This window comes from Actimicrobium sp. CCI2.3 (assembly GCF_035019065.1).
Taxonomy (GTDB): domain Bacteria; phylum Pseudomonadota; class Gammaproteobacteria; order Burkholderiales; family Burkholderiaceae_D; genus Actimicrobium.
In genome coordinates, this window is record NZ_JASJWR010000007.1 from 1 (window position 1) to 19,334 (window position 19,334).

The window sequence follows — 19,334 nt, forward strand, 5'->3', positions numbered from 1 at the left end:
CGGATCACAAAGCGTATCAGTGACTGCAAACAGTACATGCGGTGCAATGCCCTGCGGTTATTGCACCCTACGGCAGGTTGTCGTGGCTGCGGTTGCGGTTCGTCGTTTTCGGCGTAATCGTTTTCGGATTTTTGAGCGGACCGGACAGACCGATCAATCGTAGGGTGCAATAACCGAAGGGCATTGCACCTGCTGCAAGGACGAGTGCCAAGAGCAGTTCATCGCGGATCACAAAGCGTATCAGTGACTGCAAACAGTACATGCGGTGCAATGCCCTGCGGTTATTGCACCCTACGGCAGGCTGTCGTGGCTGCGGTTGCGGTTCGTCGTTTTCGGCGTAATCGTTTTCGGATTCACGAGCGGACCGGACCGCCCGATCAATCGTAAGTTGTCGTGGCAGCGGCCTGCCTGCCGTTACAACTTCAAGCTCTGCGCCCAGATCAGCGCCGCCATATGCGCTTCATTGACCTGACTGGCGCTGATGAACAGCGCCTCGGCCAGCGGACCGGCCGACCCGTTATCTTTCTCGCAGGCCTCGGCCAACGCCAGAAAAGGTCCGAAGATCCCTTCGCGCGTCAACAGCGCCTGCGTGACTGCCTCGGAAAGCTGAATGCTATCGAGGACGTCCTCCATCGGGACACCGAGCAGCAGATCGAGCAACGAGAACATGCCGGCAACAAAGAGATTCTCAGCTTCGGCACGTGGCAGAAAACTCTGCCCGAGCAATTCGGCAAACCGGCCGCGCACGATGGCAGTCTGCATCAGGACCGGCGATTGGTTGCTGCTGCCAGCGGTCGCCAGCAACACGGACAGCCAGCGGTACAGCGGCGAATAACCCAGCATTGTCACTGCATGACGCAACGACTGGATTTCGGTGCCCAATCCGAAACCGGCCGAGTTAATGTAGCGCAGCAGTTTGTATGACAAGCCGGCGTCGCGCTTGAGCACGCCCTCAAGCAGGCGCACGTCGGCGTTCTTGCGCACCATGTCCATCAATTGCAGAATCATCGCCTGGGCAGGGTTGAGCTTGCCGACGATCGCACCGGGACGCGGACTCAAAAAGAGGTTGCCGACGAAAGCATCCATGCCCAGCGATGAGCTCGCCTGAAAATCCGGCCAGGTGCGAACGCCGCGCGCCACCATGTGGTTTGACGACTCTTTGAGCGACGCATACAGCCGTGTGTGTGCCAGAAAATCCGCGCTGTCAAAACAGATTTCAATATGGCTCGCTAACGGCAGCAAGGCCTTGTCCTGGCCACCCAGATCCGCATCGCACAACATGATGCCGAAGCCCGCGCTGCGCGCAAACTTGATGTCGTCGAGTGCCGACTCCTCATCAAGAAAAGCCCGGTCGATGGACAGCACGGTATTGTCTGGTGATAGCGACGCCAGCACACCGGAGCGCAAGGTCTCCGGTGTGGCAGTGAGGAACAACATCGAGCCCGCCATCAGATAACCGCGCTCCGGATGCGTGAATCGCTCACCGGCGAATGCCGCCAGCGCCTGCAGGTCCATCTCGCTTACCGGGAACGACGCGCCATCGGCTCCCTGCCAGCTCAATGCATAGCCAAGCACCTTGAGCGTCGGATCAAGCAATGGTTCACGAACGATGAAATTGACGTCTTGCATGGAGAGACTTTATACGAAAGGAATAAAAATCCGCTTCTTGCGGACCACCCGGACTACCCGGATCATCCGTCAGAAGCCCAGACTGTCGAGCAAATCATCGACCTGACTCTGGTCGGCGACGACATCGTTATTACCGACAGGGTTGATCTGCGGGCCATTGAGCAGGCTGTTGTCGATCTCGCGTTTGACCTCGGCCGGCGAATAATCCACCAGCAGTTGCACCAGTTGCTGTTCCAGTCCGTGCGCCAGTTCGGTCACTTTCTTGATCACCTGGCCAGTCAGATCCTGAAAATCCTGCGCCATCATGATCTCTAACAAGTGCGCATGCGTCGCAGCAGTGGCCAGCTGCGTGGTCGCCAGATACGCCATCGTGCGCGCGGCATCTTCGCGATAGCGCGCTTCGGAAAACGGCGCGTCGAGCGTGGCTTGCCACTGCGCGGTCAAGCCCTTTGCGCCGACACCAATCTGGTCCTGCAACGGATTGGCGGCATCGGTGGCGTTGAGCACTTTCTGGGCGGCCTGCTCGGTCATTTTTGCGACGTAGTCAAGCCGGTCGCGGGCATCCGGGATGTCATGCGTGGCGCGCTCCATCAGCTTGTCGAAGCCGAGTCCGCGCAGGCTGTCATGCAGGCTGCGCGTCATCTGGCCGACGCGCACCAGTACTTCATCGTGCTTGATGATGGTCGACGATTCCTCTGCCAAAGAGCTGGAGGTAGTCACTTCAGGCTCCGACTTTTTCAAGCTTTTCAAAAATTTTCTTTAACTTTTCATCGAGCGTGGCGGCAGTAAATGGCTTGACGACGTAACCGTTGGCACCCGCCTGCGCTGCGGCAATGATGTTTTCTTTTTTAGCTTCGGCCGTCACCATCAGGACAGGCAACTTCGCCAGCGCCGGGTCGGCACGTATGTGTTGCAGCATCGTCAGGCCATCCATGACTGGCATGTTCCAGTCGGAGACCACGAAATCGAACTGTCCGGCACGCAGCTTGGCCAATCCCATCGCGCCATCTTCGGCTTCGTCGACATTGGTATAGCCCAGTTCCTTGAGCAGGTTACGAACGATGCGACGCATCGTGGAAAAATCGTCAACGACGAGAAATCGGGTATTTGGACCGGCCATAAGTTACTCCATCAATTCTTGTTTATATTGGGATCCGAGTCTGACCCTAAGTTGCATTATGCACGGATCCATCTTGGCTTTCACCTGCGAACTGCGTATCAGACCCGTAATGCACGACTACTGTGGGCTGCAAGATAACCGAGTACTTTCCCCGGCAAGTCCAGCAACGGAGCAACTTCATCGGCAGCCCCGACAGCGATGGCTTCGCGTGGCATGCCGAAGACCACGCAACTGGCTTCGTCCTGCGCAAAATTGTACGCGCCTGCCTGTTTCATTTCGAGCATGCCAAGTGCGCCATCCTTGCCCATCCCGGTCAGGATCACCCCGACAGCGTTCTTGCCAGCATTAACGGCCACCGAGCGGAACAGCACATCGACCGATGGCCGATGGCGATTGACTGGCGGGCCCTGATCGAGCCTGGTCATGTAGTTGGCCCCACTGCGTGCCAGCGACAGATGCGAGTGACCCGGCGCGATGTACGCATGGCCCGGCAGGATGCGCTCGCCACCGGCCGATTCGACTACCGATATCTTGCACAGGCCATCAAGACGCTGCGCGAACGAGCGCGTAAATCCCTCGGGCATGTGCTGCGTGATCAGGATTCCGGGACAGTCAGAGGGCATGCGCAACAGGAATTCCTTGATCGCTTCGGTGCCGCCGGTGGAGGCACCGATGATGATCAGTTTTTCGCTACTGATGAAGGTATTGCCGACCTGCGGCAATGGTCGTCCGGCCTGCGCCACGGTACCGGGTGCCGGCAACACGCGCGCCTTGATGTGCGCCTTCGATGCGGTGCGGATCTTCTCGCTGATCATCTCGGTGTAATCGCGCATGCCGTCCAGAATCGCCAGCTTGGGCTTGGTGACAAAATCGATTGCACCCAATTCAAGTGCACGCATGGTAATTTCGGAACCGCGCTCGGTGAGCGACGACACCATCAGCACCGGCATCGGTCGCAGCCGCATCAACTTTTCCAGAAAGTCGAGGCCATCCATGCGCGGCATCTCGACGTCGAGCGTGAGCACGTCCGGATTGGTCTGCTTGATGAGCTCGCGCGCGACGATCGGGTCCGGTGCCACGCCGACGACTTCCATGTCCGGCTGGCTGTTGATGATCTCTTTCATCACGCTGCGGATCAACGCCGAATCATCGACGATCAGTACCTTGATTTTCATGTTGTTCCTTTCACCTAAAACAGATCGACGTCACCAGAGATAGGAGCCGATTGCAACCGGCTGGCATAGTCCTGCTCGCGATTGACCAAGGTATTGTTGTTGAGTTGCTTGAGTTTTTTGACCAGTACCTTGCCGCTGCGCGGAAAGTAGTAGACCTTGCGCGGATGGATGTCGTTGAGGTCTTCCGCGACGACGCGGATGCCTTCCATTTTCAGATACTCGCGCACGAATTGCGCATTGCGCTCGCCGACATTGATCGCAATGAAACCGCGCAGGACGTTGCCGCCACCGAACACCTTGGCTTCGAGATTTTCACGCCGTGCGCCAGCTTTCAGCAATTCATTGATCAGCACTTCCATCGCGTAGGTGCCGTACCGCATCGAGGCCGAGACCGGACTATCGATGTCGGTGCCGCCATAGGGCAGCATGAAATGATTCATGCCGCCGATGCCGCTGACCCGATCGCGAATGCAGGCCGACACGCACGAGCCGAGCACCGTGACGATCAGCATATCCTTGGGTGTAAAAAAATACTCACCCGGCAGAATCTTGGCCGCATCACAGTCGAAGGTGCGGTCGAAATAGACATTGGTCGCAAATTGCTCTTGATTGACTTTTTCCATGTTGGTCACGCGTGGCGCACTGCGCTGCGCCCTTTCAATCCGGGTTGGTCATCGAGTTCGTAGACAGTCTTTCCACGCAGCTTGAATGCATCCGACACATACAAAAAGTTCTCGGAATGGCCGGCAAACAGCAACCCATCGGGCTTCATCAGCGGGGCGAAACGCGTCAGTATTTTGCCTTGCGTCGGTTTGTCGAAATAGATCATCACGTTGCGGCAAAAAATCGCATCGAACGGACCCGGCAGCGGCCAGTCCGCTCCCAGCAAATTGAGCTTCTTGAAGGTCACCAGCTGCCGCAATTCCTGACGCACCCGCACCATGCCGTCCTGCTCGCCCTTGCCGCGCTGGAAAAAACGCCGGGCGCGTTCGGGCGACATCTTGTCGAGCCGGTCGGCGGTGTAGACACCGTTGGCGGCCGTGTTGAGGACATTCGTGTCGATATCGGTGGCGACGATGCGCACCGGCGGCGTGAGCGTATTGAACACTTCGCACGCCGTCATCGCCATCGAATACGGCTCCTCGCCGGTCGAACTGGCCGAGCACCACAGATCGATCTGGCCACTGCGCCCTTTCAGGTGATCGGCCAGGATCGGGAAGTGATGCGCTTCGCGGAAGAACGACGTCAGGTTGGTTGTCAGCGCGTTGGTGAAGGCTTCCCATTCGTCGGCATCACGACCGGCTTCGAGATCGTCGAGATAGGTGACAAACGACGTGATGCCGGTTGCGCGCAAGCGGCGCGCCAAACGGCTGTAGACCATTTCCTGCTTGCTCTCGGCCAGCGCAATGCCGGCCTTCTGATAGATCAGCGAGCGCACGCGCTCAAAATCACGTGTGGTGAAATCGAATTCCTTGCTGGAGTCTTGCCTGGTAGCCGGGATGGTTTTCAATTTTTCTTCCGGTAATTTTTAATGATTCTGGGCTGACCGGTAACCAATCCGGAAGCCCCCCCAATGCTTGCCACCGACGAGGATGGGTGCCGACAAGTCGTGCATGACTTCACCGGTGTCGCGCTTGTACGTCTGCAGCAGAAACGCACTGGTACTGCCACCGCAACGCTTGCCGGTGCGATCCGTAAAAATGCGTTTGGTACGGTTGTTGATCAGGTCAACGTCGTAATCACCGGTGAGCACCTGTGAAAATTTCTTGTTGTGGGTCGGAAAATAGCCATTGCTATCGACCGCCCCGGCGTAGGCCAGTTGCGGCATCGCTTGCAACAGCGCTTCCTGAATGGGCGGAAAAGCGCGGTCGGTATAGGCATCGAACTGACTGCTGTGCTTGGGCGGATTGGTGCGTGGAATGGCCACGTAATGGCGATCAAACAGCGCTTCGCGCGTAATCTGTCCCTGTGCAATGGCCTTGTCCATGAGCGCGCCGATCTCGCTGGCCGCAAGCTGTGCGGCAATGCGGATCGCATCATGTTGCGTCACCGCCTGCGATTGCGAGAGCGCGTCAAAAATGGTTTCACCCCGTTCCGACAAGCGCATCGCTGCCGTGATCGCCCCCGGCAAATCGGCCTCGGTTGAAATCATGCTGTCACGGATGTCAGCGATCGCGCTACTGACCTCACGACTGGTACCGACCTGTTCGCGCGACGCCGCTGCAATCTGGCGCACTTCCTCTTCGGCGCTGGTAGCCGCACGCTCGATATTGACCAGCGACAGATTGACCACCCCCACTTCGACGGCAGCACCGCTGACCCGCCGGTTCAGGGCCGTCATGCCGTTGGCTGCGAGCAGCGCCTGCTGGTTAATTTCGCGCACCATCGTGCCGATTTCACCGGTCGCCAGATGCGTGCGCTGCGCCAGTTGTCTTACCTCGCCGGCCACCACCGCGAAGCCACGTCCGTGTTCGCCGGCACGGGCGGCTTCGATGGCCGCATTGAGCGCCAGCAAATTGGTTTGTGCCGCAATCTGGTTAATCACTTCCGTGATGGTAGAAATCTGGCCGGATTTTTTTTGCAGGATGGCCATCAGTTCGGAGGCGGACAGCGCATCGGCTTCGGCCCGGTGGATTTCCAGCAGCACTTTTTCGGTTGCGGCGCGCGCGAGAACGCTTTCCTGGTGCACCTCGCCGGTCACTTCAAAAGCCCGCTCGGCATTGGCAGCAATCTGCTCGGTGGCACTGGCGCTTTGTCCGGCACTGACCGCAATCGCATCGGTGCTGGTGACATCGGCATCAATTTTTTTCTTGATGGATTCAATGAAAAACGCCGCCTCGGCAGCCCCGATCATGATGTGGTCGATCTCGTCGCCGATGCGCTGCGCAAAGACGGCACTGCCGTCGCGCCGCAGGTTAATGGCCGCTGCCACGCTCACGCCGGCAACCGAAGACAGGACGGCGATGAACACCGGCCCCAGCGCGGAACCGACCAGTTCTTGCAGCATCCAGGCTGACGCAAGAGCGACTCCCGCAGCAGCGGACAACCCTGTCAGGAAAGTGCGCACTGGCGCTCGGTTGGTCATCGTGATTCCTTGTAGGTGAATGACTGCTTCAAAACTGTTCCCATTCGTCAGCAGGTTGAACATTGCGTCGTGCTGGCTTCGCGGCGACGCTGACGAGGCGTGGCGACACGCGAGGTGAAACCCGAGGCGGCACCAGCGATGACACAGGCACTGCACCCTGTCGCAACTGGAACAACGCGACGGCCTGCATCAGTTCAACCGCCTGCTGCTGCATGCTTTCAGCGGCAGCCGAGGCCTGCTCGACCAGTGCCGAATTCTGCTGCGTCATTGCATCCATCTGGGTAATGGCCTGATTGACTTCAGCGATCCCCGCACTCTGTTCCTGGCTGGCCGCGGTGATCTCGCTCATGATGTCGGCGACCTGACGGACCGAGCCGACAATGTGCTGCATCGATTGACCGGCTTCATCGACCAGACGACTACCCGCCTCGACTTTATCGACCGAGTCGCCGATGAGGCTCTTGATTTCTTTTGCTGCGGCCGCCGAGCGTTGCGCCAGGCTGCGCACTTCCGAAGCCACCACGGCAAAACCACGCCCCTGTTCACCGGCACGGGCGGCTTCGACGGCGGCGTTCAGGGCGAGGATATTGGTCTGGAAGGCGATGCCGTCAATGACGCCGATGATGTCGACGATCTTGCGCGAGCTATCGGTTATCGATCCCATCGTCGCCACCACCTGACCCACCACCGCCCCGCCCTTGACCGCAAAGTCCGAGGCCGTCATCACGAGCTGGTTGGCCTGACGCGCGTTGTCGGCGTTTTGCCGTACCGTCGCAGTGAGCGTCTCCATGGAGGCCGCTGTCTGCTCAAGCGAACTGGCCTGTGACTCGGTGCGCGACGACAGGTCGGCATTGCCCGAGGCAATTTCACGCGACGCGGTCGTGATGGTATCGGTGCCCTGCTTGATGCGGCTGACGGTATCAATCAGGCGCGCTTGCATCGATCGCAGTGAATTGACCAGCTGGCCGGCTTCGTCGGGACCACCGACGTCGATATCGGCGCTCAGGTCGCCCGCCGCAATGGTGTCGGCGATCTGCGTGGCACGTTGCATGGGTTGCGTGATGCTGCGTGTAATCAGCAATGCGATCCCTACACCCAGCAACAACGTGACGATGCCGATGCCAAACATGCCCATTCGGGCACGGCTGTAATTATCCTGCGACGCGGCTATCGAATGACGCAGGTCAGCCTGTTCGGCCTCGACCAGCGTTGTCAACCCCGCATTCCATTTGGCATACAGCGGCATCAGGTCGGTTTTAAGTAGCGCTGATCCGTCGTAATAGTTTCCTTCGCCGATCAGTTTGCGGGCTCTGTCAATGAGCGGCAGGATCGGTGTTTTCAACAACGCGACCTGCTCTTGCGCTGCCTTGCTGACGGTACTGGAAGAGACTTCGGCAAGCACCTTTTCGGTGGCCGCATAGCGCGTCAGGATGTCGGTAGCGCGCTGGCTTTCGCGTTCGCCTTCGGCTCTGTCGGTCGGAGTTGCGACCTTGCGCAAGGCCAGTTCCAGACTGGCGCTGGCTTCACGCATGCCGATCGCGCTGGTCAGACTGACCACCTTGGTATCAACGAGCGCAACGGCTTCGGCACGCAGTTCGGTCATGCGCCACAAACCCAGCACCAGCAATGCCAGCGCTCCCAGTAAAACCAGTCCGAATCCCAGCGCCAGCCGGGTCCCTATCCGCACATTCGACAGGACTACCATCCGTTGTTTCCCCTTTTCGTGATCTTCAAAATTCTTCCCATTCACCGCCGCCAGCAGCCGCCTTGCGCACTGGCACAGAACGCGCCGCAGCAGGTAATGCCTTGCGCAGCGCGGGCGCGACGGCAACCGCGCGGGCCTGACCAGGTTGATCGAGCTTGAATAACGCGACGGCCTGCATCAGCACAACCGCTTGCTGCTGCAGGCTTTCGGCAGCTGCCGAGGCTTGTTCGACCAATGCCGAATTCTGCTGCGTCATTTCGTCCATCTGCGTAATGACCTGATTGACTTCGGCAATGCCCGCACTCTGTTCCTGACTCGCCGCCGTGATCTCGCTCATGATGCTGGCGACGTGCTGCACCGAGCTGACTATTTCCTGCATGGTCCGGCCGGCTTCTTCGGCCAGACGGCTGCCAGTGTCAACTTTGCCGACCGAGTCGCCGATGAGACTCTTGATTTCTTTTGCAGCAGCCGCCGAACGCTGCGCAAGGCTGCGTACTTCCGACGCCACCACGGCGAAACCACGCCCCTGCTCGCCGGCGCGTGCCGCCTCGACCGCCGCGTTCAAGGCGAGGATATTGGTCTGGAACGCAATGCCATCAATGACGCCGATGATGTCGACGATCTTGCGCGAGCTGTCGGTAATCGAACTCATCGTACTGACCACTTGTCCGACCACCGTACCGCCACGCAGCGCCACGCTCGCCGCCGAGATCACCAGCTGATTGGCCTGCTGCGCATTGCCGGCATTCTGGCGCACGGTTTCGGTCAGTTCTTCCATCGACGAGGCGGTCTGTTCCAGCGAACTGGCCTGCGACTCGGTGCGCGACGACAGATCGGCATTGCCGGACGCGATTTCACGCGAGGCGACTTCGATGGTTTCGGTACCGCTGCGCACCTGCGTGACGATGCGCAGCAAGTTGCCGCTCATTGCCTGCAATGCCTTGAGCAGATCAGTGATTTCGTCACGTCCGGTGACGTCGGCAGTGTGGGAATCGAGCTCGCCATCAGCGACCCGGCGGGCAATTGTGACGGCCTGCTGCAACGGCGTGGTGATGCTGCGTGTGATGACCCATGCCAGCAGTGCACCGATGGCTAATGCCACGACACCACTGAACAACTGCCATTGCATCAGACGCAGATCACCCGCGGAGGCCTCTGCCATGACCTGATGCGTCGCGCTTTGCTGAAGCTCGACGAGCTTGTTGATCTCGACGAGTGTCTTGCGATTCATCGGATCGATACTGCCGTTGATGATCTTGATCGCTTCTTCGCTATTGAACGCCATGGCCTGCCGCAAGACGTTTTTCAGCGGTGCGGCGAGTTCGTCATCGATGCGCGCGATGTCGGCGACGAGTTTCTTTTCGACGTCCGTCAGACCCAGCGCAGTCAATCCGTCACGTGCCTGCGCATACCGCTGGCGTTCGGCTTTGACGGTCTGATCATCTTTTTGCATCGCCGCCAGGTCGGACTGCAAACCGATATCGCGCATCGCGATGCCGCCCTCAAGCAGCGCATTTTTCATTGCGCCGGCCAGTTCGAGTTTGTGGTTGGCGGTCGCCAGACCGTCAACCAGTTGTCGCTTGTTACTCGCGTTGAAGACACTGCCCAACACGAGGGCGAGCACTAGAATGACCAGAATACTGCCGAAGCCAAGGGCTAACCGGCTTCCGATCCGCACGTTGCGCAAGTTCATTTCACGACTCCGGTTTAAAGGCACGACGCGGCAACGGGACCGCCGCAATACTCCGGCAGGGACTTGCTCAGGCAGCGATTTTCTCGATCAGGCCCATTTCAGACGACGACATCAGCTTGTCGATATCGATCAGGATCAGCATCCGTTCATCGAGCGTGCCAAGACCAATCAGGTAGTCGGTATTGAACGCCGTGCCCATCTCGGGAGCCGGTTTGATCTGCTCGGCCGACAAGGTGATCACATCGGACACGCTGTCAACTACCATGCCCATGACCCGGCCACCGATATTGAGAATGATGACGACGGTGAACTGGTCGTAGGTCGGCTCGCCAAGATTGAACTTGATGCGCATGTCGACGATCGGCACGATGATGCCGCGCAGGTTGACGACACCCTTGACGAATTCAGGTGCGTTGGCGATGCGGGTGACGGCTTCGTAGCCGCGGATTTCCTGCACTTTCAGGATGTCGATGCCGTACTCTTCCTTGCCCAGCGTGAAGGCGAGAAATTCGTTACCGGCGATGTCGGCGGTGGATTTTGCACCCAGGATCTGGGCGTTGATTTGTGCGGATTCTGACATGATGTTGTCCTTTAAGAAAAGATGGGTTCGTCGGTGTTATGACGACTGGAACGTAACAGGGCGGCGACATCAACGATCAGCGAAACACCGCCGTCGCCCAGGATGGTGGCACCAGAAATACCGGCCACCTTGCGGTAATTCGATTCGAGATTCTTGACCACGACTTGTTGCTGACCGACCAGGTCGTCGACAAACAGGCCAGCCTTGCGTCCTTCCGATTCGAGGATGACGACAATCCCTTCGGACGGATTGGTATAACGCGGTGCAATGCCGAACATCTGGTGCAACGGGATGAGTGGCAAGTATTCGCCACGCACCTTGATGACCTGGCCCTGTCCGCTGATTTCCTTGACGTCAACCGCACGCGGTTGCAACGATTCGACCACATAGCCGAGCGGCAGAATGTAGACCTCGTCGCCGACACGGATCGACATGCCATCGAGGATGGCCAGTGTCAGCGGCAGCGCGATCGAAATCGTCGTCCCAAAACCCTTGGCCGAACGGATGTCGACGACACCGCCCATCGCGGTGATGTTGCGCTTGACGACATCCATGCCGACACCGCGACCCGATACATCGGTGACGATGTCGGCCGTTGAAAACCCGGGTGCAAAAATCAGTTGCCAGACTTCCGGATCGGTCATGTCATCGGACACGGGCAGACCGTTTTCGGCCGCCTTCCGGAGAATGCGTTCACGGTTGAGTCCGCCGCCATCATCGCTGACTTCGATGACGATATTGCCGCCCTGGTGACCTGCCGATAACGACAGGCGACCGGTCTCGCTTTTGCCACCAGCGAGCCGGATCGCAGGCGTTTCGATGCCGTGGTCAATGCTGTTGCGAACCAGGTGCGTCAGCGGATCGACAATGCGTTCGATCAGGCCCTTGTCCAGTTCGGTGGCCGCGCCGACGGTGACGAAGTCGACCTTCTTGCCCAGCTTGGTGGCGAGGTCGCGCACCATGCGCGGAAAGCGCGCGAAGACGTAGTCCATCTGCATCATGCGAATCGACATCACGGCTTCTTGCAGGTCGCGGGTATTGCGGGTCAATTGCGACACGCTGTCGAGCAGACGTTCATGTTTCATCGGGTCGAGCGTGTCGGTACGCTGCTCGATCATGGCCTGGGTAATGACCAGCTCTCCCACCAGGTTGATCAGCTGATCGACCTTTTCGATACTCACGCGTATCGAGCTGGCTTCGGCCGAGGCCGTCTTTTCATTTTCGCGCCGCTGATGGGCGCGTTTGTCGGAGTCGCCCGTGCTCTGACCGGCCAGCGCATCGTGCTGCGATTCGGTCAATGCCAACGGTGCGGGCTCATGCTCGATGGCGGCTTCCGCCGGCGCGTCGGTTTTGCCCTGCGGTACAAACGGCGCAAAGAAACCGTAGCCCTGCCTGGCTTCCTGTTCCTGCAGTGTGCTGGGCACAGCGGGTATCAAGTTACCAAAACGGCTGTCGATCGGCTCGAAAAAACCATAGCCGAGTTCGGCATCGCTGGCACTGGCTGGTGCCGGCAGCAAGGTGATTTTCAAGGCATCGGGATCGAGCACGAACGAGCACAGCGCAATGATGTCGTCAACTGATTCGTTGGTTGCCAGTTCGAAGACGGCGCGCTGATCGGGCAAGTGCGAACGCACGATGAAACCGAGCAAACCGAGTTCGGCAGCCAGCGCGTCGGTGTCACGTTCGCTGATGACAGGCAGCTCGATATGAAAGCGATGAGCGTAGTCACCGTCCGGCTTGACGGCTATGGCGAGTGGCACCACCTGAACGGGTATCGGCCTATGCACTTCCGATAGCGACTGCAACAGCATGCGGATATCGCCGACTGCCTCGAGATCGACAACCGAACCGAGCCGGTGCCCGTCGAGCTGCATCTTGAGGATGTCCTTGGCGGCCAGAAAGGCTTCGACATGCTCTGCTGTCAGCAAGGTTTCGCCTTTGCGGATACGGTCCAGCAGCGTTTCGAGTACGTGCGTGACTTCACCGAGATCGGTGATGCCGAATGTCGAGGCACCGCCCTTGATCGAATGCGCTGCCCGAAAAATCGCGTTCAAGTCTTCCGGATCAGGATTGCTGACGTCGACCGCGAGCAGCAGTTTTTCCATTTCCGCTAGCAGTTCTTCCGTTTCTTCGAAGAACACCTGAAAAAATTGCCCCATGTCGATCGTCATTGCAGCGCTCCGTAAAACCGTGATGTTTGCGCGAGCGAGGCAACTGCACTCCCGCGCCACTGTGAAGGAAACGGCATGGTCAGCCAATCACCTTCTTGACCACTTCGGTGAGACGCTGCGGATCGAACGGCTTGACCAACCAGCCGTTGGCACCCGCTGCCCGGCCCTTGGCCTTCATTTCGTCGCTAGCTTCGGTCGTCAGCATCAGGATGGGAACGCGCTGATAACTCGGCAGTGCACGCAACGAGCGAATCAGCGTCAGGCCATCCATACGCGGCATGTTCTGATCGGTCAGCACCAGATCGAAGGCCTGCGTGCGGGCCTTGTCGAGCCCATCCTGGCCATCGACGGCCTCGGTCACCAGATATCCGGCGGCCTTAAGACTGAACACCACCATTTGCCTGAGTGAACCTGAGTCGTCCACTGCGAGTATCGATTTTGCCATTTGTGCTCCGCTATGCTGTTGCTGCGTTCGTTGTGAGGAATGTCGCGGCACCACCGTTACCCGGTGGATCGCCACGCTTTAAAATAATTCGATATCGCCTGATTCCATGTGGGTCTGTCTGACCGCCTTGCGCAATTGCGCATCCTCCAGCAAAACGCGGCAAGTGGCCACCTCATTGCTGGCGATGGTCAGTTGCGTGGTCACCTCATCGGCAGACGCGTCCGGGCCAATCGCCGTAGCCGTCTCGCCAAGCACGTCGATCATGCCCCGCAAGCTGCTCACATGGCCGAGTGTGCGTTGAAGCAGCTGGCTGGTCATGTCCTGAAACTGCAATCCGGTGACAGCGGCATTGACGTGCCGGTCAATCTCGTTCTGCAGCCCTTGCAGATGTTCCCGTTGCTCGTAACCAATCGCCCCGTGATGCACCAGGTGCACAATGGCATCCTGCTGAACGCTGATGACAGCATGAATAGACATGAAACTCGCGCCCAGTTTGTCGATCGCCTCGGTCAGCAACAATGCGGTTTGCGCCAGATCGGTCTCGACTTCAGCAAGGTGACCGGCGCCTTGACGGGACACCGCATCGAGCAATTGTCGGATCTGCTGCCCCAACGGACTATCCTGCCTCATCACGATGTTCTCCCGGGACTCAAACTGACTCATCGCGGCACAGTTGCAGCGGGGGATGGCGCACGGGCCGGTGCCGGAGCCGGGGAACCCGTTAGATCAGACGGACCGGTTGTTACTTCGGCACCGTCTTCGTCGCCACTGACCACATTGACCGCACGCGCACCTTCACGCGAAGCGGCATCTTCTGCCTTCTTGTTCATGACGATAATGCTGATGCGGCGATTGATCGGGTTGAATGGATTTTCCTTGTCGTACAACACTGCGGAGGAAAGCCCAACCACCCGCAGCACCTTGCTTTCGTTCATGCCACCAAAGATCAACTCTTTGCGTGAAGCATTGGCGCGGTCTGCCGACAGCTCCCAATTGCTGTAGCCCTTTTCACCACTCGAATAAGTCGATGCGTCAGTGTGGCCTGACAGGCTGATCCTGTTGGGTACGTCATTGAGCGCGAAACCGATTTCGTGCAGGATTTCTTTCGTATAGGGCTGCAATTCAGCCTTGGCGGAAGCAAACATCGGCCTGTTCTGTTCATCGATAATCTGGATGCGCAGACCTTCACTGGTGATGTCGAGTAGCAGTTGATTCTTGAATTTGTTGAGCATCGGGTTCGACTCGATCAAGGCTTCTATTTTTACTTTCAAGGCTTTTAGCTGACCGGCTTCGGCTTTCTCCAGCGCTTTTTCGAGATCTGACTGAGAAGCCTTGATGTTGTAGGTTTTTTTCGGGGCGACGGTTTCGCCCCGCTTGACCTGACCATCCTTGCGCGTCAGGTCCTGGCCACCACCTTGAATAACGCTGGAACTGTCTCCCGAACCCGAACCGCCACCCATTGCCACCGTCAGAGGCGTCTGGAAATACTGGGCAATACCACTCAAGCTACCTTTGGCGGTCGATCCAAGCAGCCACATCAACAGGAAAAACGCCATCATCGCTGTGACGAAGTCCGCATAAGCAATTTTCCACGCGCCACCGTGATGCCCGCCAGCAACTTTCTTGATGCGTTTGACGATGATGGGTCGCGTACCTTCGTCAGCCATGATGTGCCTCGCCGCGTGATGTCATTACTCGCCCGATTACTTGGATTTCGATTGCTTGATGTGCTCTTCTAGCTCACCGAAGGTTGGCCGCTCAGTCGAAAACAAGACTTTGCGTCCGAACTCGATAGCCAGGGCCGGTGCATAACCGTTAAGACTTGCCAGCAATGTCACTTTGATGCACTGATAAATTTTGGTGGACTCGTCCAGCTTTTGCTCAAGCAAACTGGCCAGCGGACCAACGAAACCATATGCGAGCAAGATACCGAGAAACGTTCCGACCAACGCATGGGCAATCAGCATGCCAAGTTCGGCCGGCGGCAAGCTGACTGATTCCATTGTGTGCACTACGCCCATCACCGCAGCAACAATACCGAACGCCGGCAGACCGTCACCGAGTTTGGCAATGCAGTGCGCAGGCACGGCACCTTCGTGATGATGCGTTTCGATTTCGTTATCCATCAGATTCTCGATCTGGAATGCATCCATGTTGCCAGACACCATGAGGCGCAAATAATCGGTGATGAATTCGACCACGTGATGGTCATGCAAGATGCTCGGATACTTGCTGAAAATTGGACTTTCTTCCGGTTTCTCGACATCACCTTCAATCGACATCAAACCTTCTTTACGTACTTTTGTCAGTATCTCGAACATCAGCGACATCAAATCCATATACAAGGATTTGGTGAACTTCGATCCTTTAAAAAGGGTCGGCAGTGCTTGCGCTGTCGCTTTCATGGCCTTGACATTATTGCCCACAAAAAAGGCACCGAGCGCACCGCCGCCAATCATCAATAGCTCCAGCGGTTGCCACAATGCGGCAAGATGACCGCCGGCCAAGGCGAACCCGCCAAACACCGACAGCATGACAACGACATATCCAATGATAACTAACAAGCAGTTACTCCAGTCGACACCGACGACGACATCCGTCCGGCTGTTTAAAATTCATGTTTTGAAATCGACGCTACCAGTGACAGCGACAGAAAATCAAAAAAAATGATCGGGAATTAGCGCCTTTTACTAAAACCAAAACTACGAGTCAAACTCGCTGAGAATTTATCACAGGTAACAGTTCAACTGAGAGAAGCTGCACGATTTTAAGGTCAAAAGAGCAGAAACAAAATGGAACGTTAATGGAATGTTATTTAAGTGGGGTTATCAAGACACAATTTATGCTGTCTTTCCCACAACAAAATCACTGCTTGCGCCAGACATACAAATAAGGTCCATCTTTGATCGGTTGATACATCTCGTCTGCGGTCTGACCCTCGATCGCAAATTCGTAACTAATTAGCAATGAACCGACTGGCATTTCTGCCTGGAACTTAAGCCATAGCGGCGACATCGCTACAGGCGACAGGTAAGCAAACACAACATCGAAGCGTGATAAGTCAAGTAATTGATAGTCGCCGCGCAAGAAGTGTGCAGGATTGCTGCGCAGGCGCGCGCGCAGCAGGCTAAGTAACCACGGAAGAGGTGCCAGTTCGATGCCATAAAATTCACTCTCCGGGTGACGCTTGGCGAGGTTAAGCACCAGTCCGCCAAGCCCGCTACCGATATCGATGCCGCGTAGCGGACGTGCCGGCAGCAACTCACTCACCGCTTTCCAGACGCGCGGGCCTGACAGATACAAAGGGACTTGCGTGCGATAGGTGCTCCAGTAAAGGCTCAACATGAGTAAGAAAGCCAGCAAAAAAATCCATGGAGGCAATTGCCATCCAAGAACGATCACGAGCGCCGGCGCAAACAGCAACTGTATAAGCAACCACCATGACGCCAGATCACACCGGCGTGACAACAACGCTGCAACCAATCCTTGCAATATCGCCAGTAGCAATATGGGCAGCACCCACCCGATCGTTTTCCAAAGAATGGTCGCACCGAAAACGATGATGAAGAAAGAAAGAAATTGCAGACAAAGCGCCTGGACTGCAGGCGCCTTCAACGAGAGGGAGAGAGAATGAGACCTGAGTGGCAACACGAGTGTTCTTCGACGAGAAATACAGACCTGATCATCATGCCCACTAGGTTATACCGTGGCAACTGCGGCTTGCGCGGCTTCCTTGGCCTTGCGGGTTTTACCTGCCCGCGACGGCATGTGGCACAGCCCGCAGGTGTAGTCTGCGTTGAGATCGAGTTGGTGTACGACGAAGTGGCCACTACATTGGGTGCAGCACGCAGTGCTCAGCATTTTGCTGTCAAAAAAACGCACCAGCGTCCATGCACGGGTCAATGACAGTACTGGCTCCTCACCGCTTTCCGGGCCCATTTGCTCCAGGTACAGTTTGTACGCTTTGACGACGGCAACAATGCCCGTGATGTGGGCATGTTCTTGCAAAAATTTGTAGATATTGATGAACAACGACGAGTGAACGTTGGGTTGCCACGTAATAAACCAGTCTGTCGAAAATGGCAGCATGCCTTTCGGTGGCGAAACGCCCTTGAGCTCTTTGTAAAGTTTCAGCAACCGCTCGCGTGATAACGAGGTTTCGGATTCCAGCAACTGCAAACGCGCTCCGAGTCTGATCAGCTCGATCGCCAATTGGATTTCATGGGATTCTGTAACAACGCTTTTTTTTGCCATGATTTCACCTCGACAGATTGCTTGTTTGACCGACTATCCGAACAACGCGTTGATATCGTCAGGCGATCTCTTCAACGCCCTGGCTGGCCATCAGGATTGCGGCATGCGATTGAGACAACGCACGGTCCTTGTTGTAATTAGTCAGCATGCCGAGGATGGCACCATCTTCAAATCGGAAACGCGCCAGCATCATACTGCTACCGGATAATTTGAGAATTTGGGCATTGTTGAGACCGGCGATCAGGTCAGCAATTTCGCTACTGACGCCAAGGCGGTAAATCGCTGCCGCCTTGTCGGCTCGGATCATTTGTTGCGCCAACATCAGATAACCAAGATTTGCATCACGAATTTCAGCCATCATCACGTTCGTATCCATTGTTTTGCCCCTCAGCATTTTGTCCGGAGAGCATTTTGCTCAATCGGTGACTGCATTCTGATCGGGCGAACAGAGGGGGGGAATAGGTAGTTGTCGGTATTTCTTGACGGAAACAAGGCAGGGGGAAGTGACAGATTTTGTCCTACAAGCACCAAGCGTGTATGGCACTCGCCACAGGGTGGCAGTGAGAAGTGGCTCTAGGCCTCATGTTTCCGTCAGTCACCACAATTTCCTGAGACCAACTTTTAAATACGATTGATGCTTTTTTTGATTATGTTGCTCAAGGTTATCCCTAAAAAAAAGAGACTATTTACATGAATAAAATCATGTTGTTGCTCAAGAACATCAGTTGCTTATTTTTAACGGCAACAAGTTCACAAACTTTAGGGCTGAGGAGCAAATTAGTTTGGAATTTATTGTCATTCTGATTTTTAGTTATCGGCCTCAGAGCGACCGACTTTAGGCTAGATGAAGAATTTATTTTTCATCGCCTAAAAAATTGTCCGCAATGAGGATCATGACTTTGAAAACAAGGCCGGAAACTCACGGAAATCGAACGGGGGAAAGTATGCAGAAAAGACCAACGTCGCAAGAATGAAAAATTGATTGATGCCTGATAAAAAGTTCGTGTGCTCCGACTTTTCACCTGCGCGCTGCGCGGACAAAACGGTCATCTCAGGGTGACGATGCTTCAAGCATTTTTCTCGAATACTGCCGGCGACGTGCTTCGACTGCTACCTTGATACGGAGTTGTGCCCGCGACAAGAGCAAAAACCAACTTGGCCGCTACCTTCAGCACCGGTCAAAACATGAATTGCAGAAATATCACCATATTGTTATCTTGACGCCCTGACTACCTAGGATCGACCATGGCCACTCTCATCGTGCATCACACCATCCACATTCTTACGCTGGCATCAGGAGAAACGATAACGGAACAAGGTAAGGAAAACGATATCGTGCTCCAGGAACTGGCAGATGGTTGGTGGGTACATTTCATCGGCGAAAGCGGGACGGTCGATAGTTACGACACGCCATTTTCCAGCTACGGCAGCGCGCTTGGCACAGCCAAGGCAGCGGCCGAATTTGCCTCTGAGTAGC

Annotated in this window: 19 protein-coding genes; 1 reads left to right on the top strand and 18 read right to left on the bottom strand. The window is 56.5% G+C overall.

Translation table 11 applies throughout. From position 1 onward, the window contains the following. Nucleotides 1-414 precede the first annotated feature (414 nt). The 18 genes from QN370_RS05630 to flhD form a co-directional block, all read right to left on the bottom strand. Nucleotides 415-1,629, bottom strand: a complete 1,215-nt coding sequence (locus tag QN370_RS05630; protein ID WP_322128022.1) for an EAL and HDOD domain-containing protein — start codon at nucleotides 1,627-1,629, stop codon at nucleotides 415-417. Between the two features lie 69 nt (nucleotides 1,630-1,698). Next, complete coding sequence (cheZ, locus tag QN370_RS05635) at nucleotides 1,699-2,349, bottom strand: protein phosphatase CheZ (protein ID WP_322128023.1); 651 nt, start codon at nucleotides 2,347-2,349, stop codon at nucleotides 1,699-1,701. A 1-nt stretch (nucleotide 2,350) separates the two neighbouring features. Further along, entirely contained in the window at nucleotides 2,351-2,749 is a 399-nt protein-coding gene (gene cheY, locus QN370_RS05640; protein WP_322128024.1) for a chemotaxis response regulator CheY, read from the bottom strand. Between the two features lie 98 nt (nucleotides 2,750-2,847). Beyond that, nucleotides 2,848-3,924 (bottom strand): chemotaxis response regulator protein-glutamate methylesterase, encoded by a 1,077-nt coding sequence (locus QN370_RS05645; RefSeq protein ID WP_322128025.1) that lies wholly within the window; start codon nucleotides 3,922-3,924, stop codon nucleotides 2,848-2,850. Between the two features lie 14 nt (nucleotides 3,925-3,938). Continuing rightward, nucleotides 3,939-4,547, bottom strand: a complete 609-nt coding sequence (gene cheD, locus QN370_RS05650; RefSeq protein ID WP_322128026.1) for a chemoreceptor glutamine deamidase CheD — start codon at nucleotides 4,545-4,547, stop codon at nucleotides 3,939-3,941. 5 nt (nucleotides 4,548-4,552) lie between these two features. After that, nucleotides 4,553-5,434: a CheR family methyltransferase gene (locus tag QN370_RS05655; RefSeq protein WP_416172153.1), complete on the bottom strand. Its 882-nt coding sequence runs from the start codon at nucleotides 5,432-5,434 to the stop codon at nucleotides 4,553-4,555. Between the two features lie 18 nt (nucleotides 5,435-5,452). Beyond that, on the bottom strand, nucleotides 5,453-7,009 hold the full coding sequence (locus QN370_RS05660) for a methyl-accepting chemotaxis protein (protein ID WP_322128027.1): 1,557 nt from the start codon (nucleotides 7,007-7,009) through the stop codon (nucleotides 5,453-5,455). A 28-nt stretch (nucleotides 7,010-7,037) separates the two neighbouring features. Then, nucleotides 7,038-8,714, bottom strand: coding sequence for a methyl-accepting chemotaxis protein (locus tag QN370_RS05665; RefSeq protein WP_322128028.1), 1,677 nt, complete (start codon nucleotides 8,712-8,714; stop codon nucleotides 7,038-7,040). A 25-nt stretch (nucleotides 8,715-8,739) separates the two neighbouring features. Then, on the bottom strand, nucleotides 8,740-10,407 hold the full coding sequence (locus QN370_RS05670; RefSeq protein WP_322128029.1) for a methyl-accepting chemotaxis protein: 1,668 nt from the start codon (nucleotides 10,405-10,407) through the stop codon (nucleotides 8,740-8,742). Between the two features lie 67 nt (nucleotides 10,408-10,474). Beyond that, a complete protein-coding gene (locus tag QN370_RS05675) occupies nucleotides 10,475-10,987 on the bottom strand; it encodes a chemotaxis protein CheW (RefSeq protein ID WP_322128030.1) in 513 nt (170 codons plus the stop codon). Nucleotides 10,988-10,998: 11 nt separating this feature from the next. After that, entirely contained in the window at nucleotides 10,999-13,158 is a 2,160-nt protein-coding gene (gene cheA / locus QN370_RS05680; protein ID WP_322128031.1) for a chemotaxis protein CheA, read from the bottom strand. A 79-nt stretch (nucleotides 13,159-13,237) separates the two neighbouring features. Next, nucleotides 13,238-13,603, bottom strand: a complete 366-nt coding sequence (locus tag QN370_RS05685; RefSeq protein WP_322128032.1) for a response regulator — start codon at nucleotides 13,601-13,603, stop codon at nucleotides 13,238-13,240. A 78-nt stretch (nucleotides 13,604-13,681) separates the two neighbouring features. Continuing rightward, entirely contained in the window at nucleotides 13,682-14,233 is a 552-nt protein-coding gene (locus QN370_RS05690; RefSeq protein ID WP_416172178.1) for a chemotaxis protein, read from the bottom strand. 29 nt (nucleotides 14,234-14,262) lie between these two features. Then, on the bottom strand, nucleotides 14,263-15,270 hold the full coding sequence (gene motB / locus QN370_RS05695; RefSeq protein WP_322128034.1) for a flagellar motor protein MotB: 1,008 nt from the start codon (nucleotides 15,268-15,270) through the stop codon (nucleotides 14,263-14,265). A 36-nt stretch (nucleotides 15,271-15,306) separates the two neighbouring features. Beyond that, nucleotides 15,307-16,167 (bottom strand): flagellar motor stator protein MotA, encoded by an 861-nt coding sequence (gene motA, locus QN370_RS05700; protein ID WP_322128035.1) that lies wholly within the window; start codon nucleotides 16,165-16,167, stop codon nucleotides 15,307-15,309. Between the two features lie 301 nt (nucleotides 16,168-16,468). Beyond that, the gene (locus QN370_RS05705; protein ID WP_322128036.1) at nucleotides 16,469-17,254 is read right to left on the bottom strand and encodes a class I SAM-dependent methyltransferase; all 786 of its coding nucleotides are present in this window, start codon (nucleotides 17,252-17,254) and stop codon (nucleotides 16,469-16,471) included. Between the two features lie 48 nt (nucleotides 17,255-17,302). Further along, nucleotides 17,303-17,857, bottom strand: a complete 555-nt coding sequence (flhC, locus tag QN370_RS05710; protein ID WP_322128037.1) for a flagellar transcriptional regulator FlhC — start codon at nucleotides 17,855-17,857, stop codon at nucleotides 17,303-17,305. Nucleotides 17,858-17,915: 58 nt separating this feature from the next. Next, nucleotides 17,916-18,233 carry a flagellar transcriptional regulator FlhD gene (gene flhD, locus QN370_RS05715; protein WP_322129162.1) on the bottom strand — a complete coding sequence of 106 codons (318 nt, stop codon included), beginning with the start codon at nucleotides 18,231-18,233 and terminating at the stop codon, nucleotides 17,916-17,918. Between the two features lie 869 nt (nucleotides 18,234-19,102). Here flhD and QN370_RS05720 point away from each other — a divergent pair. Beyond that, a complete protein-coding gene (locus QN370_RS05720; RefSeq protein ID WP_322128038.1) occupies nucleotides 19,103-19,333 on the top strand; it encodes a hypothetical protein in 231 nt (76 codons plus the stop codon). Nucleotide 19,334: the final 1 nt, after the last annotated feature.